Origin of the sequence: Paenarthrobacter nicotinovorans (genome assembly GCF_007670255.1) — a bacterium.
GTDB classification, from domain to species: domain Bacteria; phylum Actinomycetota; class Actinomycetes; order Actinomycetales; family Micrococcaceae; genus Arthrobacter; species Arthrobacter nicotinovorans_B.
In genome coordinates, this window is sequence record NZ_SZVS01000005.1 from 122,497 (window position 1) to 148,439 (window position 25,943).

At 64.2% G+C, this 25,943-nt stretch carries 24 protein-coding genes; 12 read left to right on the forward strand and 12 right to left on the reverse strand.

The features are described 5' to 3' along the window. Positions 1–53: 53 nt before the first annotated feature. Entirely contained in the window at positions 54–620 is a 567-nt protein-coding gene (locus tag FDP28_RS09560) for a MarR family winged helix-turn-helix transcriptional regulator (RefSeq protein ID WP_144661067.1), read from the reverse strand. A 154-nt stretch (positions 621–774) separates the two neighbouring features. Here FDP28_RS09560 and FDP28_RS09565 point away from each other — a divergent pair, with 154 nt between their 5' ends. Both FDP28_RS09565 and trxB read left to right on the forward strand, forming a co-directional pair. Then, positions 775–2,958, forward strand: coding sequence for an MMPL family transporter (locus tag FDP28_RS09565; protein ID WP_144661070.1), 2,184 nt, complete (start codon positions 775–777; stop codon positions 2,956–2,958). A gap of 255 nt (positions 2,959–3,213) precedes the next feature. Further along, positions 3,214–4,185 carry a thioredoxin-disulfide reductase gene (trxB, locus tag FDP28_RS09570; RefSeq protein ID WP_144661389.1) on the forward strand — a complete coding sequence of 324 codons (972 nt, stop codon included), beginning with the start codon at positions 3,214–3,216 and terminating at the stop codon, positions 4,183–4,185. A gap of 84 nt (positions 4,186–4,269) precedes the next feature. On the opposite strand, the gene FDP28_RS09575 is transcribed toward trxB, so the two are convergent. Both FDP28_RS09575 and FDP28_RS09580 read right to left on the reverse strand, forming a co-directional pair. Next, a complete protein-coding gene (locus FDP28_RS09575) occupies positions 4,270–5,127 on the reverse strand; it encodes a prephenate dehydratase (protein ID WP_144661073.1) in 858 nt (285 codons plus the stop codon). Positions 5,128–5,289: 162 nt separating this feature from the next. Further along, on the reverse strand, positions 5,290–6,702 hold the full coding sequence (locus FDP28_RS09580; RefSeq protein ID WP_144661076.1) for an aldehyde dehydrogenase family protein: 1,413 nt from the start codon (positions 6,700–6,702) through the stop codon (positions 5,290–5,292). Positions 6,703–6,872: 170 nt separating this feature from the next. Here FDP28_RS09580 and FDP28_RS09585 point away from each other — a divergent pair, with 170 nt between their 5' ends. Further along, the gene (locus tag FDP28_RS09585) at positions 6,873–7,511 is read left to right on the forward strand and encodes a LysE family translocator (protein WP_144661078.1); all 639 of its coding nucleotides are present in this window, start codon (positions 6,873–6,875) and stop codon (positions 7,509–7,511) included. On the opposite strand, the gene FDP28_RS09590 is transcribed toward FDP28_RS09585, so the two are convergent. The 3 genes from FDP28_RS09590 to FDP28_RS09600 form a co-directional block, all read right to left on the reverse strand. Continuing rightward, entirely contained in the window at positions 7,508–8,230 is a 723-nt protein-coding gene (locus tag FDP28_RS09590; protein ID WP_144661082.1) for a hypothetical protein, read from the reverse strand. The genes FDP28_RS09585 and FDP28_RS09590 overlap by 4 nt on opposite strands. After that, positions 8,220–8,903 (reverse strand): helix-turn-helix domain-containing protein, encoded by a 684-nt coding sequence (locus tag FDP28_RS09595; RefSeq protein ID WP_144661085.1) that lies wholly within the window; start codon positions 8,901–8,903, stop codon positions 8,220–8,222. The genes FDP28_RS09590 and FDP28_RS09595 overlap by 11 nt, the downstream gene beginning before the upstream one ends. 121 nt (positions 8,904–9,024) lie before the next feature. Next, entirely contained in the window at positions 9,025–9,615 is a 591-nt protein-coding gene (locus FDP28_RS09600; protein WP_144661088.1) for a TetR/AcrR family transcriptional regulator, read from the reverse strand. A 121-nt stretch (positions 9,616–9,736) separates the two neighbouring features. Between FDP28_RS09600 and FDP28_RS09605 the strand changes: the two genes are divergently transcribed. The 3 genes from FDP28_RS09605 to FDP28_RS09615 all read left to right on the forward strand — a co-directional run bounded on the left by FDP28_RS09605 (position 9,737) and on the right by FDP28_RS09615 (position 13,634). Beyond that, positions 9,737–11,683, forward strand: a complete 1,947-nt coding sequence (locus FDP28_RS09605; protein ID WP_144661091.1) for a primary-amine oxidase — start codon at positions 9,737–9,739, stop codon at positions 11,681–11,683. Positions 11,684–11,685: 2 nt separating this feature from the next. Beyond that, the gene (locus FDP28_RS09610) at positions 11,686–12,123 is read left to right on the forward strand and encodes a hypothetical protein (protein ID WP_144661094.1); all 438 of its coding nucleotides are present in this window, start codon (positions 11,686–11,688) and stop codon (positions 12,121–12,123) included. Between the two features lie 137 nt (positions 12,124–12,260). Continuing rightward, positions 12,261–13,634, forward strand: coding sequence for an APC family permease (locus FDP28_RS09615; protein WP_260842414.1), 1,374 nt, complete (start codon positions 12,261–12,263; stop codon positions 13,632–13,634). On the opposite strand, the gene FDP28_RS09620 is transcribed toward FDP28_RS09615, so the two are convergent. Both FDP28_RS09620 and FDP28_RS09625 read right to left on the reverse strand, forming a co-directional pair. Then, positions 13,612–14,508 (reverse strand): sigma-70 family RNA polymerase sigma factor, encoded by an 897-nt coding sequence (locus FDP28_RS09620; RefSeq protein ID WP_144661097.1) that lies wholly within the window; start codon positions 14,506–14,508, stop codon positions 13,612–13,614. The two genes, FDP28_RS09615 and FDP28_RS09620, sit on opposite strands and share 23 nt — an antisense overlap. A gap of 17 nt (positions 14,509–14,525) precedes the next feature. After that, the gene (locus FDP28_RS09625) at positions 14,526–14,984 is read right to left on the reverse strand and encodes a carboxymuconolactone decarboxylase family protein (RefSeq protein ID WP_144661100.1); all 459 of its coding nucleotides are present in this window, start codon (positions 14,982–14,984) and stop codon (positions 14,526–14,528) included. A gap of 93 nt (positions 14,985–15,077) precedes the next feature. On the opposite strand from FDP28_RS09625, the gene FDP28_RS09630 reads away from it, so the two are divergent. Beyond that, entirely contained in the window at positions 15,078–16,115 is a 1,038-nt protein-coding gene (locus FDP28_RS09630; RefSeq protein ID WP_144661103.1) for a zinc-dependent alcohol dehydrogenase family protein, read from the forward strand. 21 nt (positions 16,116–16,136) lie between these two features. Here the strand turns inward: FDP28_RS09630 and FDP28_RS09635 are convergent, their stop codons facing one another. After that, a complete protein-coding gene (locus FDP28_RS09635) occupies positions 16,137–16,760 on the reverse strand; it encodes a TetR/AcrR family transcriptional regulator (protein ID WP_144661106.1) in 624 nt (207 codons plus the stop codon). 122 nt (positions 16,761–16,882) lie between these two features. On the opposite strand from FDP28_RS09635, the gene FDP28_RS09640 reads away from it, so the two are divergent. The 4 genes from FDP28_RS09640 to FDP28_RS09655 are packed head-to-tail and all read left to right on the forward strand — an operon-like array spanning position 16,883 to position 22,046. Continuing rightward, positions 16,883–17,803: an SDR family NAD(P)-dependent oxidoreductase gene (locus tag FDP28_RS09640; protein ID WP_144661109.1), complete on the forward strand. Its 921-nt coding sequence runs from the start codon at positions 16,883–16,885 to the stop codon at positions 17,801–17,803. Further along, on the forward strand, positions 17,800–18,981 hold the full coding sequence (locus FDP28_RS09645; RefSeq protein ID WP_144661112.1) for an acetyl-CoA C-acyltransferase: 1,182 nt from the start codon (positions 17,800–17,802) through the stop codon (positions 18,979–18,981). Before FDP28_RS09640 ends, FDP28_RS09645 begins: the two co-directional genes overlap by 4 nt. Positions 18,982–19,033: 52 nt before the next feature. Then, positions 19,034–20,413, forward strand: coding sequence for an MFS transporter (locus FDP28_RS09650; protein WP_144661115.1), 1,380 nt, complete (start codon positions 19,034–19,036; stop codon positions 20,411–20,413). Between the two features lie 4 nt (positions 20,414–20,417). Continuing rightward, positions 20,418–22,046, forward strand: coding sequence for a long-chain fatty acid--CoA ligase (locus FDP28_RS09655; protein WP_144661117.1), 1,629 nt, complete (start codon positions 20,418–20,420; stop codon positions 22,044–22,046). Between the two features lie 10 nt (positions 22,047–22,056). Here the strand turns inward: FDP28_RS09655 and FDP28_RS09660 are convergent, their stop codons facing one another. From FDP28_RS09660 to FDP28_RS09670, 3 genes are all read right to left on the reverse strand, one after another. After that, entirely contained in the window at positions 22,057–23,286 is a 1,230-nt protein-coding gene (locus tag FDP28_RS09660; RefSeq protein ID WP_144661120.1) for a pyridoxal phosphate-dependent aminotransferase, read from the reverse strand. Positions 23,287–23,343: 57 nt separating this feature from the next. Then, complete coding sequence (locus FDP28_RS09665) at positions 23,344–24,006, reverse strand: hypothetical protein (protein WP_144661123.1); 663 nt, start codon at positions 24,004–24,006, stop codon at positions 23,344–23,346. A gap of 127 nt (positions 24,007–24,133) precedes the next feature. Next, on the reverse strand, positions 24,134–25,075 hold the full coding sequence (locus tag FDP28_RS09670) for an NAD-dependent epimerase/dehydratase family protein (protein WP_144661126.1): 942 nt from the start codon (positions 25,073–25,075) through the stop codon (positions 24,134–24,136). A gap of 140 nt (positions 25,076–25,215) precedes the next feature. Here FDP28_RS09670 and FDP28_RS09675 point away from each other — a divergent pair, with 140 nt between their 5' ends. Further along, on the forward strand, positions 25,216–25,941 hold the full coding sequence (locus FDP28_RS09675; protein ID WP_144661129.1) for a TetR/AcrR family transcriptional regulator: 726 nt from the start codon (positions 25,216–25,218) through the stop codon (positions 25,939–25,941). Positions 25,942–25,943: the final 2 nt, after the last annotated feature.

Sequence of the window (25,943 nt, forward strand, 5' to 3'; positions counted from 1 at the left end):
ACTGGGGGACAGGAAACGGTCCAATAGGGGCTCATTGGGTCGTTTGCTGTCCCCTAGTTGGGTTCCGCCGCTGTGGCTTGTCGCCGGGCTTCGATGGTCGCCTCCACCATGTCGGCCATGAAGCGGCGTACGAGTTCCAGTTCCTCCGCGCTGTACTCGGCCATGGCCTTGCCCATGCGCATGGCGAGCGGCATGAAGATGGCACTGCCGTCCTGGTACGCCTTGGGGGTCATCTGGAGTTGGACCTGGCGACGGTCCGTGCCCAGGCGCTCGCGGACCACGTGGCCGCTCGCATGGAGGCGGTCGACCAGCGCGGTGGTGGCGGGGGAGCTCAGGCGCAGTTCGCTGCGTAGCACTCCCGGCGTCACCACGAGTCCGGCGGCCGAATGTCGCATGATCACCGCCAAGGCGTTGAGGTCGGTGCGGTGCATGTCGTTTGCTCCGCCGGCAGCATCCACGTAGTGGTTGGCTTCCAGCGTGAAGTCCTGGAGCAGGCGGACCAGGTCCTGGGAGGGGCCCGACGGCGGGCCGGCACCTTCCGGCGCGGCGTCCGACGGCGGGACGGCAGCTTCCGGGGCTGCGGCAGGATTGCCGGTCCGCTGCCCGTTCTTGTCCGACATCTGCCCTCCTTGAGTCATTTCTGCCCTCCGGATATTACTCCCCGCCACGCCCCTTCAGCGCATCCATCAAGGCAGGCCTCTTGATTAGTTCCATCATGGAGATACTATATAGTCTAATGAAAATACTTAGAAGCTTCCCCTAGAAGAAGGACTCATGAATCCGCAGAAAGTACCGTTCTGGCTACGCTGGCTGGTGCCGGTGGTGCTCGTCATCACGTGGCTGGGCATCGCAGGAGTGGGCGGCCCCACGTTCGGGCGCCTGGACGAAGTCTCCTCCAACGACCAGGCATCCTTCCTGCCCGCCGGGGCGGAAGCCACCGAAGCCGGCGACTGGCAGGCCAAGTTCCGTGATTCCAAAGAGATCCCCGCTGTGGTCATCATCGAGAACGACGCAGCATTCACCCCGGCCCAGCTGGGCGAAGCAGCCAAGCTGAAAGCCGACATCGAGGCACTCAAGCTGGGGAGCGCCGTCGTCGGTCCTATCCCTTCGGAAGACAGCAAGGCTGTTCAGTACATCGTCCCGATCGCGTCCACGGATGAAATCCGTGACGTGGTGAAGGAGTTGCGTGACGTTGTGCAGCCGGGTGCTCCGGACGGCATGAAAGCGTATGTGACAGGCCCGGCGGGATTGACGGCTGACCTCGTCAACGCCTTCGGCGGCATCGACGGAATCCTGCTGCTGGTAGCCCTGGGCGCAGTGTTCGTGATCCTGCTTCTGGTGTATCGCTCGGTGGTGCTTCCGCTGGCGGTGCTTTTCACCTCGGTCTTTGCCCTGTGCGCCGCGATCCTGCTGGTGTTCGGCATGGCCAAACTGGGATGGATCCAGCTCAACGGCCAAAGCCAGGGCATCCTGTCGATTTTGGTGATCGGTGCCGCCACCGACTACGCGCTGTTGTTCGTAGCACGATTCCGTGAGGCGCTGACCCACACGCGAAACCGCACGCAGGCCGTTCTAACCGCGTGGAAGGCGTCCTTCGAACCGATTCTTGCCTCCGGCGCCACCGTCATCATCGCCCTGCTCTGCCTTCTCTTCTCCGACCTGAATTCCAACAAGGCGCTGGGCCCCGTGGCCGCAGCCGGGATCCTGTGCGCACTCTTCGCTGCGCTCACGCTCCTGCCCGCGCTGATGGCTTTGCTGGGACGCGCCGCCTTCTGGCCCTTCCGGCCCAAGCTGCTGCCCGACGACGAACGCGAACCTGACATTGTGACCGGACTTGAGGGGCAAAAGGGTCTGTGGCGCGCCACCGGCCGCCTGGTCTCGCGGCGGCCGCGCGTCGTCTGGATCGCGTCTGTGCTGTTGCTCCTCGTGGCCGCGACGGGTGTCCTGCAACTGAAAGCCAACGGTGTGCCGCAGACCGACGTGATCCTGTCCAAGTCCGACGCCGTGGACGGCCAGGACGCACTGGCGCGCCATTTCGACGCCGGCAGCGGCAGCCCCGCCGTCGTGGTCGCCTCCGAAGGTTCGGCGCAACAGGTCCTGGACAAGGTCAAAGCCGCCGACGGCGTTGGCGACGCCTACCTGCTGGCCGACGGAAGCGTGCCCATTACGGGAGCTCCGGGAACGCCATCCGAACCCGCAGTCCGTGACGGCAAAGTGCTCATCAACGCCACGTTGAACAACGCGGCGGACTCGATCGAGGCCGAAAATGCCGTGAAAGCCCTGCGCGTTGCCGTCAAGGAAGCAGACCCGGGAGCGTTGGTCGGCGGTGTCACTGCCACAGCCCTGGACACCAACACCACCGCACAGCGTGACTTGGTGGTCATCATCCCAATCGTGCTGGTGGTCATCCTCTTTATCCTGATGCTGCTCCTGCGCTCGGTGGTTGCGCCGGTGCTGTTGGTGCTCTCGGTGGTGTTGTCCTACGGCGCGGCCATGGGCGTCTCCGCCTGGGTGTTCAATGGGATTTTCGGATTCCCGGGAGCTGACGCAACAGTGCCGCTGTTCGGCTTTGTGTTCCTGGTTGCGCTGGGCGTTGACTACAACATCTTCCTCATGAGCCGAGTCCGGGAAGAATCGCTCAAGCACGGGACGCGTCCGGGTATCCTCCGGGGACTTTCCGTAACAGGGGGTGTCATCACCTCGGCCGGCGTTGTGCTCGCCGCCACGTTCGCTGCGTTGGGCGTCATCCCGATCATGTTCCTCGTGCAGCTGGCGTTCATTGTCGCGTTCGGCGTGCTCCTGGACACCGTGCTGGTCCGGTCCTTGCTTGTTCCAGCATTGGCCTACGACATCGACAGCAAGATCTGGTGGCCGGGCAAGCTTGGGCGCGGATCTTCGGCGGACCCAGTTGATCCGCGTGGGGAGCGTGAGGAAGAAGCAGCGTCCGTGGGGCGATAGATCGTGCCCGTCCCGTCAATCCATGGCGGGCGTGCGGCACTCAAGCAGCCGGGTGTCGCGCCATTGTCCGGCGGTGGTTCCGTTGGCCGGAAGGCCAACGGAACCCTCCGCCGGCAATGGCGAATATGAGGACTTCTCTCCAGCCGTTGCCCGCCTGTGAAAATTGCCAGCGGACGGAGCGATCTTTAGCGCATGGATGTATTCTTCGTGGCAGCGGGTGCGGACGACCCCGACCAGATCAATCCAGGAGAATCAATGGAACAGCTGATCATCATCGGGTCCGGCCCTGCGGGCTACACGGCAGCAATTTACGCAGCCCGGGCGGGCCTGAACCCCTTGGTCCTGGCTGGTTCGGTCACGGCCGGCGGAGCCCTCATGAACACCACGGAAGTGGAGAACTTCCCCGGCTTCCCTGAAGGGATCCAAGGCCCTGAGCTGATGGACGGGCTGCAGGCCCAGGCGGAGAAGTTCGGCGCCCGGATAGTGTTCGACGACGTCACTGAAGTTTCGCTTGCAGGTCACGTCAAGACTGTGGTCACCGGCGGCGGCGAGAAGCACGAGGCCACGGCGGTCATCCTGGCGACCGGCTCGGCCTATAAGGAACTGGGTTTGCCGGAGGAGAAGAAGCTCAGCGGGCATGGTGTGTCGTGGTGCGCCACCTGCGACGGATTCTTCTTTCGCGAGCAGGACATCATTGTGGTCGGCGGCGGAGACTCGGCCATGGAGGAAGCGACGTTCCTGACGCGATTCGGTAAGTCCGTGACCGTCGTCGTGCGCAAGGGCGAGCTGCGCGCCTCGCGGATCATGGCCCAACGCGCCAAGGACAACCCGAAGATCTCGTTCGCCTGGAACTCAGCCGTGACCGCCATCCATGGCGATACCAAGGTCACGGGGGTGACCCTTACGGATACCCGCACCGGGGAAACCCGTGAGCAGGCAGCAACGGGCATCTTCGTGGCCATCGGACACTTGCCGCGGACGGAGCTTGTTGCGGGCCAGGTTGAGCTCGACGCGGAGGGCTACATCAAGGTGGATTCGCCCACCACGTGCACCAACCTGTCCGGTGTCTTCGCTTGCGGCGACGCCGTGGACCACCGCTACCGCCAGGCGATCACGGCCGCGGGAACCGGGTGTTCGGCAGCGCTGGATGCCGAGCGCTACCTCGCAGCCCTGGAAGATGCCGACAGCATTGCCACGGCACTTGTGGAGGAGCCGACGCATTTTTAGCTTGGCCGAATCAGCGAGGCTTGTAGACGTCTGCGCGGTGCTGAATCCGATGGACGTAAAGCACGTGCTCTTGAGCTTTCGGTCTCAGGCCTTGACTGTGTTCCGCTCCCGATATGCATCCGCTGCATAGACGCCCAGGACGCGCACTTCGGTGGTGAAGAACTCCAGTTCCTCCAGCGCGCGGCGCAGACGAGCGTCCTCCGGGTGGCCTTCGACGTCGGACAGGAACATGGTGGCCGCGAACTCGTCGCCGACCATGTAGCTCTCGAGTCGGGTCATGTTCAGCCCATTGGTAGCGAAGCCGCCCAGTGCCTTGTACAGGGCAGAAGGAACGTTGCGGACGCGGAAAACAAAACTGGTGATCGCCGGGCCGGGGAGTTCTTCCTTGGTGGGAAGTTCGCGTTCACGCGCCAGGACAACAAAGCGGGTGGTGTTGGTGGGGTTGTCCTCGACGCCGGAGGCAAGGACTTCGAGGCCGTACAACTGGGCCGCCAGCGGCGGAGCGAGCGAGAGCTTGCGGGGGTCGTTCCAGTCCCGGACTTCCCGTGCCGAACCGGCGGTGTCACCGGCAATGACGGGCTTGAGGCCGGCCTCGCGGATGATGCGGCGGCACTGGCCCAGGGCATGGATGTGGCTGTGCACCTCCGTGGCCGCTTCGATGGTGCTGCCGGGAACGCCCATTAGGTCGAAGTGGATCGGGAGGAAATACTCCCCGACGATCTGAAGATTGGACTGGGGGAGCAGGACATGGATGTCGGCCACCCGCCCGGCGATGGAGTTCTCGATGGGGATCATGGCCAGATCGACATCCCCGTTGGAGACAAGTTCAAACGCATCCTCAAAGCTGGCGCACGGCACGCTTTCGAGTTCGGGGAACATTTCCTTGCACGCGAGGTCCGAATTGGCTCCGGGCTCACCTTGGTACGCAATCTTCTGGGCCATACCGCTCATGGTTTCACGCCGGGTATACAGCTGCGCAAAAGCGTCCACCGTGTGGCCAACGGGAACCGACGCAGCCACCCGCAGCCCAAGTAGGGGACAGATAACGTCGCTGTGGAGGCTCAGTGCGACGTTATCTGTCCCCTACTTGGGCGGGGAAGGGGATCAGCCGTTGATGATCTGCGGCACTCCCAGGGCTTTGAGGCCTTCGGCGCCGAACTCCAGCCCGTAGCCTGACTGCTTGGCTCCGCCGAACGGGACACGGGGATCCACGGCGCCGTGTTTGTTGATCCATACCGTTCCGGCCTGGATGCGTGCGGCGACTTCGCGGGCGGCGGCGGGGTCTGAGGACCAGACCGAGGCGCCGAGTCCGACGTCGAGCGCGTTCGCCTGGGTGACGGCCTCATCAACGGTGCTGTACTTGATGATCGGAAGCGCCGGGCCGAACTGTTCTTCCGCGACGAGCGGGTTGTCGTTGTCGATGTCGGCCACGAGGGTGGTGGGGTAGAAGTTGCCGGGCTGCTCGGCGTCGGGGTTGCCGCCGAGCAGGATGCGGGCGCCGGAGTCGCGGGCGGCGTCCACCAAGCGGGCGACGATGTCGTACTGCTGGCGGTTCTGGAGCGGGCCCAGGACGTTGTTTTCGTCGAGCCCAACACCCATTGGCATCGCCGCTGCAACTGCTGTGAGCTCTGAGCAGACGGCTTCGTACTGGGACTCGTGGACGTAGAGGCGCTTCAGGGCGGCACACGTCTGGCCGGTGTTGATGAACGCGCCCCAGAACAGGCCTTCGGCGATGGCCTTGGGGTCGGAGTCGGGCAGGACGATGCCGGCGTCGTTGCCACCGAGCTCGAGCGTGAGCCGCTTGACGGTGTCCGCGGAGGAACGGATGATCGCCTTGCCCGTGGCGGTTGAGCCGGTGAACATGACCTTGCCGATCGCGTCATGCGAGGCAAGCGCTTCACCGACGTCACGGCCCCCGGACACCACAGTGAGCAGGCCCTCGGGCAGTTCCTGGTTGATGATCGAGATCAGGGCGAGCACGGACAACGGTGTGTACTCGGAGGGCTTGACCACCACGGCGTTACCCATGCGCAGGGCTGGCGCGATCTGCCAGACGGTGATCATCATGGGCCAGTTCCAAGGACCGATCGCGCCCACGACGCCGATGGGCCGGTAGTGCAGCTCGGCGCGGGTTTCGCCGTCGTCAACGACCACTTCGGGTTCCAGCGGGGTGCCGGCGGTGGCGCGCAGCCAGGCGGCGCAGGCGCCGACTTCGAAGCGTGCGTTCGGGCCGTTCAGTGGCTTGCCCTGCTCGCGGGAGAGCAGCTGGGCGAGTTCTTCGGCGGAACGTTCGACGGCGTCGGCTGCTTTCAGAAGCGCGGCGGACCTGGCGTCGTGGCCCAAGGCCGCCCAGGCTGGCTGGGCTGCGGCGGCCGCATCGATTGCGCGCTGGAGGTCCTCCACGGTGTGGACCGGGGCCTCGCCAACAGTTTCGCCCGTGGCGGGGTCGAAGATGGTGCGGCTGTTCTGGCCGGGGGCTGCGGTGATCGAGGCCAGCAGGGCGTCGTAAGTCTCCATTGGTACTCCGCTCAGGTAGTAAGTCTTCACGGCCGATACGGCGCGCGGCGATGTCTCCAGTGTGGTTGGCGTCACGTGGAGCGGTCTTGTCATTGGACGAACAGGCTTTGACGGCAAGCGAACGCTTTCCTGGCTTTCGCTACCTGCCGGTATCCTCCACAATCGATCTTGTGACTCTCGCTTCCCTCGCTGCTTTCGCTGGTCTCTGCCTGGTCCTGTCTGTGACTCCTGGCCCCGACACTTTCCTGGTGCTGCGCATTGCGTTGAACAGACCGTCGGCGGGCATCGCCGCGGCCGCCGGTTCCGCAGGTGCAGCGATTGTCTGGGCGGCGCTGGTGGGTGTGGGCCTGGCCGCGATCCTGGAGCAGTCCGCGGAGTTGTTCCGCTGGATCAAGATCGCCGGAGGGTTGTACTTGCTGTACTTGGGGATCTCCTCGTTCATTAAGTCGCGTCGTGCTGCGAAGGCGGGCGCCAGTGGATCCGCGGAAGAGCCTTTGCCCTACAACCGGCTTTCTGCGCTTGGCGCCGGGGCTCTGTCCACCCTCCTCAACCCGAAGGTTGGCCTGTTCTACCTGGCGGTGGTCCCGCAGTTCATCCCGCACGGCGGCGACACGATGGGCACGTCGTTGATCCTTGGTGTGGTGGTGGCCGTTATCGCCTTCGCCTACCTCTCCATGATCGCCGTCGTGGCCTTCAAGGCAATGAGGTGGCTCAAGAAGCCCAAGGTGAGCACCGTCGTCGAACGGACCTCCAGCGGAATCATCGCGGGGCTGGGCTTGGGTGTGGTGGCGTCAGGGGCGACGAGCTAGCTCAGCGACAGACGGAGGCGTTCCACGCCCTCGCCACCTTCCGGGAACTGATCCATAAGCTCCGGTTCATTGGCGAGGCGACCCAGCATATCTGCAAGGTGGTCCCGTTCAGCCGGCTTGTAAGCCACACCGCGAAGGTCGGACGCCCGGATAACAGAGGCCAAAGTGAGGAAATCGTCGATGTGCCGCTGCCTGCGGGGGTCGTTAATGATGGTCAGTGCTGCGGCCTTACCGATGAGGCTGCCCAGGAGCGTGGGCCGGACCACGCTGCCGGTCGCTGATCCTGCCTGAACGGCAACGGTCTCCGAACGGTCGAGCGCTTGCTGGCTGGCTGGTGCAGCAATTGTGGTTCCACCCGTAATTCCGCGTCGCTTCTCGGCACGTTCACCGAGATGGCGCGGGATGAGAACGTCAATCATTGCCTCTCCGCGCTTCCAGCGATGTTGATAGCCCTCCAGTGATTCTCCTGAGGACTCGAATCCGAGCCGCACGAGGAGGGCGGTGAAGTCGTGGAGCATCGTCGGGAAGGCCCGGATGTCCAGGGCCATATCCGCGTCGTTCGTGGCCCGCACGGTCGGAGCTCCTCGTTCCACGGCGTGCAGGAAGACGGCTTGGCCGCCGACCAAGACCCAGCCGTCGTGCATGGAGCCATGGATTTCGAAGACCGCTTGCCATGCTTCCTGTTGTTCGAGGGGCATCGCTGGAAGCTCAATGGGCATGAATGCTCCCGAGGATTTCACGTGCGGCCTGTTGTTCGCGGACACCTGGCCGCTCCGCGAGGTCTGCCGCCACAGCAAGCGGTGGAAGTTCGCCCGGGATTTGATCGGCCGCTCTGAGAATGACATTGGATCTCTTGCCGGAGGCAGGTTCAACCAGGAACCAGTCTTTAACGACGTCCTTTAGTTCGTCGCGTCGCACGTACGCCTCCAGCTCTGCGTTCGCCAGCAGTCCTGACCGTGGATGGGAAACGCCGGAGACGTAGATTCGTTTGTCCTCGCGAAGCTCGGCTATGTCTGCCGGGTTGGAGGAGAACTCGAACTTTTCGGCGCGATTGGCGAGCCATGCGGCGAGGAGGTCCTGAGGATCGTGCGAGTCCTGGAGCCGCCTGATCCGTTCGTTGAGGCGATGCCTCTCGATGGGTGAGAGCTCTAAGTAATCAAGGGGAGAGCGTGGGCTTTCGTCCCAAAAAGATGACATGAGCAGCCAGGCGCTTCGTTCGGAAAGAGGTCGGCCGGCAAGCCTCCCAGGGCGGTACTGGGCGGCATCGGCTTCCTCAACTATCCAGCGTCCACCGACCCGTTGCCCGCGTATGCGTCCGGAATTGACGAGGTGCCGTGCTCGGCTCTCGTTCACATGGAGGCGGTTTGCCAACTCGGAGATGCTGAGCGCCATTTCATAATGGTAGCGGTATCGCTATGAATATGTAACGGTTCTTGGCGCAGCTTGTGGACATTTCACATTCATAGCGATCCCGCTATGAATGTGAAATCTCGCGCGGGACAGGCGGCCGTGCTCACGCCGCCAGCAGTGCCAAATAGTTGTCCAGCTGCCCTGCCAGGTCCTGCGAGAAGTGTTCAGCCGGTGACAGTGCCGCCACAATCTGCGCGCCAAGCATCATGTTGAGCAGGTGATCGGCGACGGCGGCATCCTCCAGTGGGGTGGCGATCTCACCGGCCGCCCGGGCTGCTGCGGCATGGGCGGTGATGGTGGCGTGCCACTGGTTCATGGATTCGCTGTGCAGGGCGGCCATGTCGGCGTCGTTGAGTGCCTTTTGCCAGAAGGGGATCACGATGCGCGCTTCGTTGACGCGTTCCTCGTCCAGCGGAAGGACCTCGGCGCAGAAGGCGCGCAGGGCCGCCAGTCCTGACAACCCTTCCGTCACGACTGCGATGCGTTGGTTGGTCCGGTTGAATACGTGCCCGAAAGCGGACGTGAGCAGGAGATCCTTCGTAGGGAAGTAGGGCTTGAGGGCGCCGTTTGCGAAGCCTGCCTCTTCGGCGATTTCCCGCATGGTGGCGCCTTCCATGCCAAGTCTCGCGATGATCCGCCAGGTTGCGTCCACCAGTTCGAGGCGTCGTTGATCGTGGTCGACAATCTTTGGCACGGGGTGGGCTCCTGGGAAAAATGTCGGCGAAAGGTCTTGTGACCCATCTTACGTTTTGGTTATTCTCTACAACTATAGAAAATAAATCCTGACCATCACAGGTCCCGGACCAGAGGCAACCATGACGCCCACAGCAACTGACATTTCCACCCAGTACAGCCTTGCCACCGCGGAAGAAATCACCGCGGTCCAGGGCATCCTGCAGGCTGCGGGACACCTCGGAGACGGGCATCGGATCGCGTATCTGGGCCTGGTGGATCCATCGCGCCGCGCCGAGGACCACGACCGGCGGTTCCGCGTCTTCATCCACGACATCTCCGGAGGCGCCCCCAAGGACATCCTCGTTTCCGCCACCCGCGGGCAGATCCTGTCCGCCGTCGAACTTGATACCAAAGTCTCCGGCGAACTGCCGGTCCTTGAAGAGGAGTTCGAGGTAGTCGAGACGCTGCTGGCCACCGATGAGCGCTGGCTCGCCGCGCTCGCCGCCCGGAACCTCGACGTCGAAAAGGTCCGCGTGGCGCCGCTGTCCGCAGGTGTTTTTGAGTACGAGGAAGAGCGCGGCCGGCGCATCCTCCGTGGGCTGGCGTTCGTGCAGGACTTCCCTGAGGACAGCGCCTGGGCCCACCCCGTCGACGGTCTGGTTGCCTACGTAGACGTGGTCAACAAGGAGGTCACCCAGGTAATCGACCTTGGCGTCATGCCGATCCCCGCCGAGCACGGAAACTACACCGACCCCCAGCTGACCGGCCCACTGCGCGATACCCAGAAGCCCATCAGCATCACCCAGCCCGAGGGCCCCAGCTTCACCGTCACCGGCGGCAACCACGTCGAGTGGGAGAAGTGGAGCGTCGACGTCGGCTTCGACGTCCGCGAAGGAGTCGTCCTTCACAACCTGGCGTTCCAAGATGGGGACCGCAAGCGGCCCATCATCAACCGCGCCTCGATCGCCGAAATGGTGGTCCCGTACGGTGATCCTTCGCCCATCCGGTCTTGGCAGAACTACTTCGACACCGGCGAATACCTGGTAGGCCAGTACGCCAACTCCCTGGAACTGGGCTGCGACTGCCTGGGCGACATTACCTACCTCAGTCCGATCATCAGCGACGCTTTTGGCAACCCCCGCGAAATCCGCAACGGCATCTGCATGCACGAAGAAGACTGGGGCATCCTGTCCAAGCACTCGGATCTGTGGACTGGCATCAACTACACCCGCCGCAACCGCCGCCTGGTGATCTCCTTCTTTACCACCATCGGCAACTACGACTACGGCTTCTACTGGTACCTCTACCTGGACGGCACCATCGAGTTCGAAGCCAAGGCAACCGGCGTCGTCTTTACCTCAGCCTTCCCGGAAGGCGGCTCGGACAACATTTCCCAGCTCGCGCCGGGTTTGGGTGCGCCCTTCCACCAGCATCTCTTCAGCGCACGCCTGGACATGGCCATCGACGGCTTCACCAACAGGGTTGAAGAAGAGGACGTGGTCCGTCAGCCCATGGGACCGGGCAACGAGCGCGGCAACGCGTTCTCCCGCAAACGCGTTCTCCTGGCCAAGGAGTCCGAGGGTGTCCGCGAAGCCGACGCCCGTGCCGGAAGGACCTGGATCATCTCCAACCCGGAATCGAAGAACCGCCTGGGCGAACCCGTCGGTTACAAGCTCCATGCAGAGAACCAGCCCACGCTCCTGGCAGATCCGGGTTCCTCCATCGCCCGCCGCGCAGCCTTCGCCACCAAGGATCTGTGGGTCACGCGCTACGCCGACGAGGAACGCTACCCGACCGGCGACTTCGTGAACCAGCACTCCGGCGGCGCAGGCCTTCCCGCGTATGTAGCCCAGGACCGCGACATCGACGGCCAGGACATCGTCGTATGGCACACCTTCGGCCTGACCCACTTCCCGCGCGTGGAGGACTGGCCGATCATGCCCGTGGACACCGTTGGCTTCAAGCTGCGTCCCGAGGGCTTCTTCGACCGGAGCCCTGTCCTCGACGTCCCGGCCAACAACTCCGGAGCGAGCTGCCACACGGCTCCTGAAGCCGGGCACGGCGACGCCGCCGGGCACTGCCACTAGCCATGGCGATCACTGCAGGACGGGTCCGCACCTCCGGGCCCGTCCTCCATCCCCGGATCTGCGCAACCCTCACGGCCATCTCCTGCCTTACCCACCTCTGGCTGGCCGCATCCGGACACCACGAGGCCTGGGTCGGCGTGCTCATGATCGCCCTCGCGGCCGTGTGCGTTCCGTGCACCATCCACATCTGGCGCCACAGCCGCGTCGGGGCCCTCCACCAGGTCACCGGCTCGGCCCTTGCCATGGTTGCCCTGCACGCTGCGCTGCTGCTCGGCGCGGGCGGTGCCGGACACGCGCACGGCGGCAGGTCGCCGTCGAACGCTGTTGATACAAGCGGAGCCGCGCAACTGCTGCTGGTGATCGGACTGGAAATCACGACGGCGTTGCTCGCCTCGACGCTGGTGGCCCGGCTCAGGCGGCGGGCGGCTGTGCGCTACTGACCCACTTTGCCGCCGAAAGGGCGTGAAGACACCCGAATTTGGTTGGAGAATCCGCCCAAACGGTCGAAAGAAGGTCGTGGAGATACGCGCGCCCGGAAGTTCGGCAGGATATTGCTCTTGGCAGGCAGTTTCCCTGCTTGTTGGAACCCCTCCGAACGCTGTTCAGTGGAACGGTGATCAAAGCTGTCAGTAGTTCGGGCCTTGGGCTGTTCAGGGCGACCGGTATTTATGTAGGTGCCATTCTCGGTTCAGGAGTGCTGGTGTTGCCCGCCATCGCCGCCCAGGTGGCCGGCCCGGCGTCGATCTTGGCATGGGCTTTGCTCCTGGTGTTCTGCACCCCCGTGGCGTTCAGTTTCGCCGAAATGTCCAGGCAGCAGCCCGACGCCGGTGGCATCGCAACGTTCGTCACCAGGGCATTTGGGCAGCGGGCGTCAGTGGTGGCCGGCTACCTCTTCTACTTCGCCATTCCCTTTGGCGCGCCCGCGACCGCGGTGATTGGCGGGGAGTACATCGCCCACGCGATCGGAGGCGGCCGCGAAACAGTGTTGATCGCCGCGGGGCTGATCCTGGCGGCAGGTTTCCTGAGCAACGCGGTGGGCATCAGGGTTTCCAGCAAACTGCAGCTGCTCCTGATGGTCTTGCTGGTGGCGTTGCTTGCCTTTGCCGTAGCCGTGGCGGCGCCGTACGCCCGGGCAGGGAACTTCGTGCCCTTTGCCCCGAATGGTTATTGGGCCGTGGGTGGCGCAGCGAGCTTGCTGTTCTTCTGCTTCGCCGGGTGGGAAGCCGTGACGCACTTGGCAGGCGAATTCCGCAACCCCGAGCGAGACCTGAAGCGGGCAACGTGGCTGACCCTGATGGTGGTTGGCGTGATCTACATTGGCCTCGTGGCTGCTTGCGTAGCCGTTCTGGGGCCGGGACTCGCGGGCAGCAGCGTCCCGGTTGCCGAGTTGCTGGCGAAGGGACTTGGGCCCGCGGCAGCACCGGTGACCGCAGTGGCGGCGGCAGTGCTGACGTTCGGGCCGCTCAACACTTTTGTCGCCGGCGCCAGCAAGCTTGGTGCCCGATTGGCGTCCGACGGCGTGCTGCCGCGGGCATTGGCGCGTGGCACCGGGCCGGGGGAGGTGCCGTCGGTGAGTCTCGGCGTCCTGGGAGTGATGGCGTCGATCTCCTTTGTGCTCGCGGCGACCGGGGTGCTGAGCATGGAGTTCCAGATCGGCGCGGCCTCGGCGTGCTTCACCGCAGTGACGGCCTTTGGATTGGCTGCCGGGGTGGTCCTGCTCCGGCGTCGGACTCCAGCGTGGTACGGGGTGATCGTGGCGGCGGCAGTGATGTTGGTGGTGCTCGTGTTCAGCGGATGGGCGCTGCTGGTCCCGGCCGGGTTGGGTGTGGCGGCGTTGGTGGCAGGGCGGGTTCGTCGAGTTCGCGGGAAGCCTGCCACTTCGCAGGCAAGTTTCCCGGCGAACTCGCAGCCTTCCCGCGAACTCGCGGCTAGGAACGGCAGACCCTCGTAAGTTTGTCCGGATTGGAGAGCTGACGCAGCCCACGGATGCTTCCATCCGGGGCAGCGTCCACCTCGATGACGTCGGCGCGGCCGTTGTGCCTGAGCACCAAGGCTGCCCCTCCGTTAATCTCCACAACCCAGGCCCGGATCGGCTCCACGGGATCGAAGGCCACCGCCTTGCCGAGGATGGCCGTAAAGAATCGAGCGATCCTTGAGGCCCCGAACAGCGGGTTCATCGCGCTCTTGACCTTGCCGCCGCCGTCGGCCCATAGCACTGCGTCCCGGTGCAGCATCGAAACCACCGTGTTGATCTCACCCTCCTCGATGGCCTGGACGAGCTTCTCCAGCACGGCCCGGTCCTTGGCCCGGGGAGCGGGCGCATCGGGGTCGATGTCCAGGCGGCGTTCGGCCCGTGAAATCAGCTGGCGGACGGCGGCCGGCGTCTTGTCCAGGATGTCCGCGATCTCCGGCGCGGGCATCCCGAAGGCGCGGTGCAGGACCAACGCCGCCCGCGCCTCCGGTGCCAGTTGCTCGGCCAGATGAAGCAAGGTCAAGGACAGCAGTTCGCGGTTGGCCACTGCCTCCTCAGGCAAACGGGCGGTATCCACGGGCTCAGGCAGCCACGGTCCGGTGTAGTCCTCGCGGACCGCCGCGAGCTGGCGCACCCGGTCGATGGAACGGCGCACGCACACGGTGGTCAGCCACGCCGGCCAGGAGTCCACGCGGCCGCCGTCGGTGTTCCGTTCCTGCCGTACGGCGTCGATGGCAACCTCGGAGACCACGTCCTCCGCATGGCCGAAGTCCCCCAGCATCCGGTACGCGATCCCCAGCAGGCGGTTCCGTTCGCTCTGCCACGCCGCCGTGGCCGAGACTGCAAGAGTCATGATCCCCACGTTACCGTTCAGACCAGCGGATTCTTCTCATCCACCGGCGGCTCCATCTGTGTGCTGATGGCGATCCTGTTCCACACGTTGATGGTGGAGATTGCCAGGATCAAGCCGCCCATCTGGCCATCGTCGAAATGGGTTGCGGCGGCGTTCCAGATCTCGTCGGTCACCGTGTCAGGCCCCAATTGCGTCAAGGCATCGGTGAGGGCAAGGACGGCCTGTTCCCGCGCATCGAAAAATACTTTGGAGTGTTGCCAGGCGGCCACGGCATGCAACTTCCGTGACGGGATTCCGCGCTTGCGCCCGTCGGTCGCGTGCATGTCCACGCAGAAACCGCAGCCGTTGAGGATCGAGGCGCGGAGCTTGATCAGCTCGTACAGATCAGGATCGACAGAGGTGCGGGCGTACCCTTCCAGGCCAATGACGGCGGCGTAGCCGAGTTTGTTGCTGCGGCCGATGTTGATGCGGGTCATGCTGACTTCCCTTCAAAGTTGGTGCGTTACAACAGTGATGTCGGAGGCGGGGCCGGAAGTGTGACAGTGCCGGCCAATTGTTAGAGTCAGTCCGTGCGCGCAGTAGTTTTTGATGAGGTCCGGACCCAGCCCGAGGTAAAGGAGGTCGCCAAGCCTGGCGCCCCTGATGGGGGCGTGGTGGTGAAGGTGCTGGCAACGGGCATGTGCCGCAGCGACTGGCACGCCTGGGCAGGCCACGACGACATTGCCATGCCCCACGTGCCGGGCCACGAACTCGCCGGCGTCATCGACGCCGTAGGGGAAGGTGTCCGCAACTGGAACGTCGGCGACCGCGTCACTGTGCCGTTCGTCTGCGGCTGCGGCAGCTGCGAATGGTGCCTGGCCGGCGACGCCCAGGTTTGCCCGGACCAGCAGCAACCCGGCTTCACCCACTGGGGTTCGTTCGCCGAGTACGTTGCCCTGCACGCCGCCGACAGCAACCTGGTTGCCCTCCCGGACAACGTTGAATTCACGACGGCGGCAAGCCTCGGCTGCCGCTTCGCAACGGCCTACCGCGCTTTGGCTGCCCGGGCGCAGGTGAAGTCCGGTGAATGGGTCACTGTGGTGGGGGCGGGCGGCGTCGGGCTGAGCGCAGTGATGATCGCCAAGGCCATGGGCGCCAGGGTCATCGCCGTGGACCGGAACCCGGAGGCTTTGGCCGTGGCTGCGCGTTTGGGTGCCGAACACACTGTGGTGGCTGACGGTACGGACATTCCGGAAGCGGTGTCCCAGCTGACCGATGGTGGCAGCCACGTGGCGATTGACGCCGTCGGAAGTGAACAGACCTGTGCCGACGCGATCCTCAGCCTTCGACGGCGGGGACGGCACGTCCAGATCGGTTTGTTGCCCTCGATCGACGGAAACCCCCAGGTTCCCATGGCCCGGGTGATCGGCTGGGAGCTCGACGTGTTGGGCAGCCACGGGATGGCCGCCGTGGACTATCCGGGAATGATGGCGCTCATTGAGCAGGGTGCGCTCCAGCCGCAGCTGCTGATCGAACGCACCATTGGCTTGGAGGATGCCGCGGCGCTGCTGCCCGGCTTCGACAAGGCCAATCCGGCGGGCATGACCATGGTGGACCCGGCGCTCTAGTTCCAGAGTTGGGCGGTCGCGTCAGGGAGAGGCGACTCCACTGAGGATGAGGTCCACGACGTCCCCGGCCAGGGCCCGGATCCCCTCCGCGTGCTGCTTATCCTGCTCGCGGTACCAGACATCCACGGCGTTGAGGCTGCTTAGCAAAACGCGGGTGGCCAGTGGTGGATCGACCTTCCGCAGTGACCCGTCGGTGACGCCTTCCTCCACCACGCGCCGGAACAGGAGCTCGTAGTCCTTCCGGAGCTGGTTGAGATTCACCAGGGCCTCACGTTGACCGACGGTGAGCGACTCAGATGACTGATCCCGCACGCCTTGATGCACGACGTGGTGGTAGTCCACGTCCTCCATCAGGTTGATCACGTGGGCGGTCGCCATGCGCTCGAGCCGCTCACGCCCGGATCCAGGTGAATCCGCCAAGGGCTCCACTACTGCCTTGACCTTGTGCATGCCGAGCTCGTACGCGGCAAGGAAGATATCGAACTTTGATCTGAAGTGATAGTAGACCAGGCCTTTGGTGGCCCCCACCGCCATGGCGATGTCGTCGATCGTTGTCTTCGCGAAACCCCTGCGCGCGAACGCAGCAGCGGCCGCATCCAGGACACGCGCCCTGATGCCGGGGTCGGCGTCGGCAGTACTGGTCACATGTCCTCCATCAGGCGTTGGTCCCAAATCATCATGCCATCCGTTGCCCGGGGCCCTTGACGTTGATGTGAGCCGCGCAACATAATACTGAGTAGTATGTTGACGAAATAAAGGAGACCTCTGTGGGCATCGACCTCCGCGGGCAAGTAGCGATCATCACCGGAGCTGGGGCCGGACTGGGGCGTGCGCACGCTTTGGCCCTGGCGGAGCGGGGCGTCAAGGTCGTCATTAACGACGTCGGCGGGCCGGCAAGCGGCGCCGGGAGCCAGTCCGCTGCCGCAAGCGTCGCGCAGGAGATCCAGGATGCCGGCGGCCAGGCCATGGTGGCGCTGTGTGATGTCTCGGACGAGCAGGCTGTCGCCGGAATGGTGGACCAGGTGATTGACACGTGGGGGCGCGTGGACATCCTCATCAACAACGCGGGCATCCTGCGGGACAAGTCCTTCGCGAAGTCGGACCTCCAGGCATTCCGAACAGTAGTGGATGTCCATCTGATGGGGTCCGTGAACTGCTCGCATGCGGTCTGGCCACATATGGTCAAGCAGGGGTACGGGCGGATCCTGATGACGACGTCGGCGTCCGGCATTTATGGCAACTTCGGCCAAGCCAACTACGGCGCGGCCAAGTCCGCTGTAGTCGGGCTGATGAACGTCCTGGCGATCGAGGGCGGGAGCAAAGGCATCCGGGTCAACTCCCTGGCACCCACCGCAGCGACGCAAATGACCGAGGACCTCCTTGAACCCCAGGAGCTTGCATTGTTAGCGCCCGAGTCGGTGTCTCCTGGTGCAGTGTTCATGGTGTCGCCGGAGGCTCCCACCATGACAATCCTGGCGGCGGGCGCGGGAGTGTTCGCCGTCGCCCGGATGGAAGAGTCGGCCGGTGTCTACCTTCCGGAGGACAAGCGAACGCCCGAGCAGCTTGCCCTGGAATGGTCGCGGGTCAGTGACATGTCCGGTTCCGTGCTCACGGACAGTGCCTTCGACCAGACGCGCCGGTACATCGCCATTGCACAGCGTGACGACGTTGCCGAGGCCGCGCTGTGAGGGAGGCAGTTGTCGTTTCGACGGCGAGAACGCCCATCGGTCGCGCGTACAAAGGAACGCTGAGTTCAGCTACCGGCCCCGGGCTGGCCGCCCACGCAATCGCGGCCGCCGTCGAACGCGCAGGCGTGCAGCCCGAAGAGGTCGAAGACGTCGTTCTCGGCTGTGCCATGCAGGAAGGCACCACCGGATTCAACGTGGCCCGGCAATCCGTGCTCCGCGCCGGGCTCCCCGATTCCGTGCCGGCCATGACCATTGACAGGCAGTGCGCCTCAGGGCTGATGGCAGTGGCAACGGCGGCCAAGCAGATAGTTGCGGACGGTATGTCGATTGCCGTCGGTGGCGGCGTTGAGTCCATTTCGCTGGTCCAGAACCAGCACCAGAACCGATACTTGGCCCACGATCCCTGGCTGCTGGAACGCCGCCCTTCGATGTACCTGTCCATGCTCGAGACGGCTGAAATTGTCGCGGAGCGCTACGGCGTCGGCCGCCAGGCCCAAGACGGGTTCGCGCTGCTGTCGCAGCAACGCACCGCCCAAGCGCAGGCGGCAGGACTTTTCGACGACGAAATCGTTCCGTTCAACGTGTCGGAAAACGGGCGGGATCTGGAAGACGGGACCACCTTGTCGCGGGACGAGGGCAACCGCCCGTCGACAACCCAGGAGGGCTTGGCAGCGCTGCGGCCAGTCCTTGCCGATGGCCACGCCTCCCGCTCGTCGACGGTCACAGCCGGCAATGCCTCGCAGCTTTCCGACGGCGCTTCAGCCCTGGTGCTCATGGAAGCAGCAGCCGCCAACCGCCGGGGGATCGAACCCCTCGGCATCTACCGTGGCATGGCGGTGGCTGGTTGCGAGCCCGGCGAAATGGGCATCGGGCCAGTCTTCGCGATTCCCAAACTGCTGCGGGAACACGGGCTGCGGGTGGAGGACATCGACCTGTGGGAACTCAATGAAGCGTTCGCCTCCCAAGCCCTGTATTGCCGCGACCGGCTGGGGATCGACCCGGACCGGATGAACGTCAATGGAGGGGCCATCTCCATCGGCCACCCCTACGGAATGACCGGCGCCCGGATGGTGGGCCACGCCCTCCTGGAGGGCCGCCGCAGAGGCGCGCGCTACGCCGTCGTCACCATGTGCGTCGGCGGCGGAATGGGAGCCGCCGGTCTGTTCGAAGTCTGCTGACATCCCACCCTTTCAAGACACCAAGACCACTCCGAGCGAGGATCAAGGCACCATGACCGAACCATCTCTGCGTACCGACGTCGTTCACGCAAGAGCCACCCGCAAAGCACTGTTGAAGTTGATTCCATTGCTCTGCGTTGTCTACTTCATGTCCTATGTGGACAGGACGAATGTTTCCCTGGCCAAGACCCACCTTGAAGCGGATATAGGACTAAGTGCCGCCGCCTACGGGCTGGGCGCCGGCATCTTCTTCATCAGCTACGCGTTCCTCGAGGTCCCGAGCAACCTGATCATGTACCGTGTGGGGCCACGGGCGTGGATCACCAGGATCGCACTGACCTGGGGTGCAATCTCCGCCCTCATGATGTTCGTGCAGGGAGAAGCGTCCTTCTACATCCTGCGGTTTATCCTGGGTGCCGCGGAGGCCGGGCTGTTTCCCGCGTTGGCGTACATGGTGACGGTGTGGTTCGCGCAGAACCAGCGTGCCAGCGTCATGGGGTTCATCTACCTGGCACCGACCATCGCCCTCATCATCGGCGGCCCCGCGGGCGGAGCGCTGATGGAACTGGACTCCTTGTTCGGCCTGCACGGTTGGCAGTGGATGTTCATGATCGAGGGCCTGCTCACGATGGTGGTCGGCGTCGTCGTGTGGTTCAAGTTGCCATCGACGCCCCAGCAAGCGTCCTGGCTTACAGCGGATGAAGCCGACAGCCTGTCCCGGCATGCCGGTACACCGGATGAGCACGAGCACCGCATCAAAGGGAACGTGCGCAGGGCCTTTGGCCGTCCATTCATCGTGATCATCGCCCTTGTCTACTTCCTGAACCAGGTAAGCAGCGTTGGATTGGTGTTCAACATCCCGGCGATCATTGAGTCCATGCACGTGAAGAGCCCGTTCATGATTGGACTGATCTCCGGGAGCGTCGGCATTGGAGCGACGATCGGCGTCCTGCTCATCCCGAGGCTGTTCCGACGTTCCAACAAGGAGGCTGCCTGGGTTGGCTTCATGGCCTTGGGCACCCTCGTTACAGCCGTGGCGTACGTCCTTGTCGAGCCCCCGGTGGTCCGGGTGGTTCTCATCGCGCTCGGAGCAGTCTTCATCTTCGGCACGTTGCCGGTCTTCTGGTCCATTGCGATGGGGCGGATGTCAGGTATTGTGGCCGCTGCCGGCTTGGCGTTCATCAATACGATCGGGCTCATCGGCGGATTCGTTGGCCCCTACCTCTTCGGTGTGGCTGAGACGGCAACGGGAGACCCGGCCACCGGCTTCTTCATCATCATTGCCGCGTCCGGAATCTCCCTAGCCCTCACTCCTGTCCTGACGTGGGCGCTCAAGCGGGAGGATCGTCACTCAGCGCTGAAGGCCGGTCCGGACAGCGAACGCGGTGCCTTGTCATCCCGCGGGCTCATGGATTCACGGCAGGAAGGCTGACGCGATGCACGGACTTATGCAGGACCACCCCCTGGCCACGCCCATGCTGGTGGACCGCCTCGAAGGAGCATTCGCCAACAAAACGGTGGTCACGGGTGGGTTCGATGACCGACAGTCTGCGAACTACGGCGAAGTGGCGCAGCGGACCAGGAAGCTGGCCGGTGCATTGGATGCATTGGACGTGCCCGTGTCCGCCCGGGTTGCCACCCTCGGGTGGAACACCCAGCGCCATTTCGAGCTGTATCTCGCGGTGCCCAGTTCCGGCAGGGTGCTCCATACGATCAACCACCGCCTGGCGCCCGCCGACATCCAGTACATCATCAACGATGCCGCGGACGACGTCCTCTTCGTGGATCGCTCCTTGCTCGACGTCCTCTGGCCGATCGCGGACAAGCTGCCCACGCTTCGGCACATCGTGGTCATGGACGACTGTGACAAGCCGTCGGTGCCCCAAGACCCCCGCATCCTGGACTACGAATCGATCCTTGAACAGGCGCAAGGCGTAGAGACTTTCGACGTCCCGGACGAACGAGCAGCCGCCGCACTCTGCTATACCTCGGGAACAACAGGCCGCCCCAAGGGAGTGCTGTACGACCACCGCTCCGTCATCCTGCATGCCATGTCCCTGCTCTTCGCTGACGTCTTTGCCCTCGGCGAGGGCGATGTCGTGATGCCGATCGTGCCCATGTTCCACGCGAACGCATGGGGCCTACCCTTTGCCGCAGCCTTGTGCGGGGCATCCCTGGTCCTGCCGGGCCGGGCCACGGCGCCGAAAAAACTGGCCGGGCTCATGGAACAGGAGCAGGTTACGGTGTCGGCCGCCGTGACCACGGTCTGGAAGAGCCTGCTGCCGCATCTTCAGGGACGGGACCTGTCCAAGCTGCGGCGCCTGGCCAATGGTGGAAGTCCGCTGCCCGTCGAGTTGGCCCGCCAGTATCTTGAGGAACTGAAGGTGCCGTTGGTCGGAACCTGGGGGATGACGGAGGCAAGCCCGCTGCTTACCTCTTCGCGGACACCAGCCAAAGGGGAGCAGCCCGCCAGGGACGAAACGGGAGACAAGGCACTTGCCCTGATGTGCGCTCCGGGCTATCCCAGTCCCTTGGTCAAGCTCCGCGTCGAGCGGCCGGACGGAACCTTTGCCCCGCACGACGGCCAGGAAACGGGAGAGCTGCAGGTATGCGGAGCCACGGTCGCCGGAGGATACTTCGGCGCATCCGACGGCTCGGAGGCTTTTACAGCCGATGGTTGGCTGAAGACCGGAGATGTGGGGACCATCGATCCCGATGGCTGCGTCCACGTAGTCGACCGCCTCAAGGACCTGATCAAGTCCGGTGGCGAATGGATCGGCTCTACAGAGATGGAGAACGCCATCCTCAGCCACCCCCAGGTGTGGGAGGCCGCCGTCGTCGCTGTTCCTGACGAGAAGTGGGGCGAGCGGCCGGTGGCCTATGTTGCTCCCCGCCAGAACGCCGTCCTCACCGCAGAATCCGTGCAGTCGCATCTGGAGGGCAAGGTAGCCAAGTGGTGGATCCCGGAACGGGTGGTCATCATTGCCGAGATCCCCAAGACATCGACTGGGAAGATCGCCAAGAAGGCGCTGCGGGAGTCGGCCGCTGATACAGGGGGACTGTAGGCCGCCTGCGTCAGTCCTCCGTCGGGCGGTTCCGGTACGCGGCTAGGAAGTGCGCGATCCTGCGCACGGCTTCCTCGATGTCCTCAACCGCGGGGAGGATCACGAACCTGAAGTGGTCCGGGGTGGGCCAGTTGAAGGCCGTTCCGTGCGACACCAGGATCTTTTGTTCCTGCAAGAGCTGGAGGACGAATTTCTCGTCCGAGGCGATGGGGTACACCTCCGGATCCAAGCGTGGGAAAAGGTACATCGCCCCGGCTGCCGGTACGCAGGACACGCCAGGAATCGCGGTGAGCAGCTTCCATGCGAGATCACGTTGCTCCCGCAACCGGCCGCCCGGGGCGATGAGGGCCTCAATGCTCTGGTAACCGCCCAGGCAGGTTTGGATCGCGTGCTGCGCAGGCACATTGGCGCACAACCGAAGCGAAGCCAGGAGCTCCAAGGATTCCCGGTAGGCGGCGGTGGCAGCCAAAGGACCTGTCACGGCAACCCATCCGGCCCGGTAACCCGGCATCCGGTAGGCCTTGGACAAGCCGCTGAACGTGAGCACACAGACGTCATCCGCAACGGATGCCGTATGGATGTGCGGGGCATCGACGTAGCGGATCTTCTCGTAAATCTCGTCGGAGAAGAGCACCAGATCGTGTTTCCGGGCGAGGGCTGCGAACTGTTCCACGATGTGCCGGGGATAAACCGCGCCAGTGGGATTGTTCGGATTGATGATGACTATTCCGCGGGTGCGGGGCGTGATTTTGACTTCGACATCGGCCATGTCCGGCCACCAGTTTTCGTCCTCGTCACAGAGATAGTGCACGGGCTTGCCGCCCGTGAGGGTCACAGCGGCGGTCCACAAGGGGTAGTCCGGCGCAGGGATAAGGATCTCGTCGCCGTTTTCCATGAAGGCCTGCAGGGTCATGGAAATCAGCTCGCTGACACCGTTGCCGATGAAGATGTCCTCGACGCCGATGTTCATCAGTCCGCGGGTTTGGTAGTACTGCGAGATCGCCGTGCGTGCGGAGAAGATTCCCTTGGAATCGCTGTACCCCTGCGCCCCCCGGATGTGGTGGATCATGTCCACCACCACGGACTCCGGCGCTTCCAGCCCGAACGGTGCCGTGTCCCCAAGGTTCATCTTCAAAATGCGGTGGCCTTCGGCTTCCATGGCCTTGGCTGCCTGAAGGATGGGGCCGCGGAGTTCGTACCGGACGTTCTGTAGTTTGCTGGAGTGCTGCATGGGACGCATGGTTGATCTTTTCATGGCATGGGCACCGGCGAGCAAACCATTCCGGAAAGTGATCCCCTAAACCCAGCGGATAATCACTGGGAGGCTGCGGGTGGTTGCCGAGACTTCCCGTTCCGTGCCGCCCACCGCCACTGCGAAATGCTGGAGGTCGTCGGCGGAAGCCATGACCTCGAAATGCCCGGTGGCATCGCTCACGACGGCGGCGGCCGAGGAATGCGCATGGATGTAGGCGTCAGGAATCCCCTTGTTGTGCGCGTCGACCAAGCGCCCGCGGATCCTACGCCCGGCATTGGCATTCCCGGGAGCCGGCTCGTGGAAGGGCGGACCCGAGGGTTCCTCAAAGGGGAGGGATACTGGTACGCGGACCATGAACCCCAACCCTTGCTGGATGGCATTGGAGTACTCTTCGAGCCGGAACTCTCCACTGGATATCACGGAGTAATGGCTGTGGAGCTCCACCGCCAAAAGAAGCTGCTCCATGTTGTCCAGTTGTTCCGGGCCGTGGCATTCCACAGCCACCCGCAGTTCGAGGTCCAGGACGGGTCCGTCCCGCCGGGACCTTCCCACGCGGTTAAGCGCGACGGCGCGGACCGTCACCGGAGCGTCAGGGGGCGGAACAACCGCAGTGGGGGACCCGTCGTCGAACCTCACGTGCTGGGGAGCGACGGCACTGGAAAGTACCCCCAGAAGGTCGGACAGCGACGCATGCACATGGCCCACGGCAGAACCCCAGCCGGACAGAGATCCACAACTTCAACTGGAACTAGGCTACTCCCGCAATTCCGCGTAGTCACTGGGATCCAGGGGTCAGGATGACCCCACAACATCGAGGCGGCATCAGCCGGGGCTAAGCCGCCTGATCCGGCTGCCGGGCGGCCTGCCGCCACCAGGCCACAGTAGCCGCGGCTGCCTCCGGCAGGGGAGTCGGTTGGAGTCCCAGGAGCCGCTGGCTTTTGGTGGAATCCATGATGAACGGCCGCTCGAACTGGTACAGCAGCTCGGCCAGTTCGCGCATGTCCGTGGAAAACACGCCGGCTGTCCGCAGCACCCAGCCAGGCACGGCGCCCACCTTCGGCGCAGCAACGTCGGCGGCTGAGGCGTACGCTGCCGCCATCTCACGCTGGGTGATGGCAGGACCCGTGGGCGCGTGCAGCACAGTGTTCCAAAGCTCCGGCTTCCGAGCTGCCGCGATCATGGCAGCGGCAAGATCGGGGACATAGGTAAACGAATGCGGCTGGCGTGCGCTCCCGATGACCTGCAAGGCCTTACCCGCCAGGACCGGCGTGACCATGCGCTCGCCGGCGTGGGCCGTCTTCACGAGAGGGCCGTAGAAGTCGCCTGCCACCACGCTCACGGTGTTCGCCGCGTGGGTCTCGCGGGCCTTCAACAGTGCGGTCCGGATGCCGCGCTTACCGCCGCTGGCAGCCCGCGGCCCGGCCTCCGTCATGATCCTGTCCGGCTCGCTGTACGAATACAGGCTTTCAGGAAAGACGACGACGGCGCCCGCGGCCGCCGCTGCATCCATCACCACTTGCTCGGCCTGGGGGAGTTCGGCGGCCCACGCTGCGGCGCGGTAGGCCGACCCGTGGATGCAGTGGAATATGGCCGATGCTCCTGCCGCGGCCTCGTTGAGCCGCGCGGGGTCGGAGGCGTCCACCCGCTTCCTTTCCACGAGGGGATGTTCCGGGCCGCTGCCGGAGCGGGTCAATACCCGCACCCTGTGGCCTTCCGCCGCAAGTCGTTCGGCAATGGTGTATCCGACAGGTCCTGCTCCGGTGACAACGTACATGGTGACCTCTTTCGTGGTTTTTGGCTTGAAGGCAGCGAGAGCACTGCTCTCTTTCGTTCAGCATGGCGACCATGGATCAGAACGTCAAGAGCACTGCTCTCGAATGTTGACGGCGCTCTCTCTTGTGGCAAGCTGTAGCCATGTCTGCCGCAAAAGCCTCCAATGCCAAAGCTGCCACTCCGCGCGAACGTGCCCGCGCCCAAACGCTGGTGGACATCGTCAGGATTGGTCGGGAGCACTTGGCTGTCCATGGAGCTGCTGCCCTGTCCTTGCGTGCCGTGGCGAGGGATCTCGGCGTCGTATCTTCTGCGGTCTACCGCTATGTCCAGAACCGCGACGAACTCCTCACGCTCTTGCTGATCGACGGCTACAACGAGCTCGGTGATCAGGTGGATGCAGCCGTGGCAGCCGTTCCGGAGGCGGACTTCCCCGGGCAATTCAGGGCTCTGGGCCGTGCCGTCCGGCAGTGGGCGATCCGGGAGCCTGCCAGCTACGCCCTCCTCTTCGGCAGTCCCGTGCCCGGATACCAGGCTCCCGGGGAGCGCACCACCGTCCCTGGAACCCGGGTGATTTTCCGATTGGTGGGCATCTTCGACGCAGCCCAGCGGGCGGGGACGCTCAACGCGGAGGTGGGGCCCGACGTCGTGATTCCTCCGGCGCTGGCCGCGGACCTGGACGCAATCCGCTCCGAACTGAACCTTGAGGTTCCGGAGTCGTCCCTCGCGCGCGGCGTGCTCGCCTGGACTTCCATTTTTGGCGCGATCAGCTTCGAAGTTTTCGGCCAATACGGTCCGGACACCTTCAAGGCCCGCGACGAGTTGTTTGAGCATCAACTGGCAGTGCTCGAGGGTGTGGCCGGGCTCTAAGG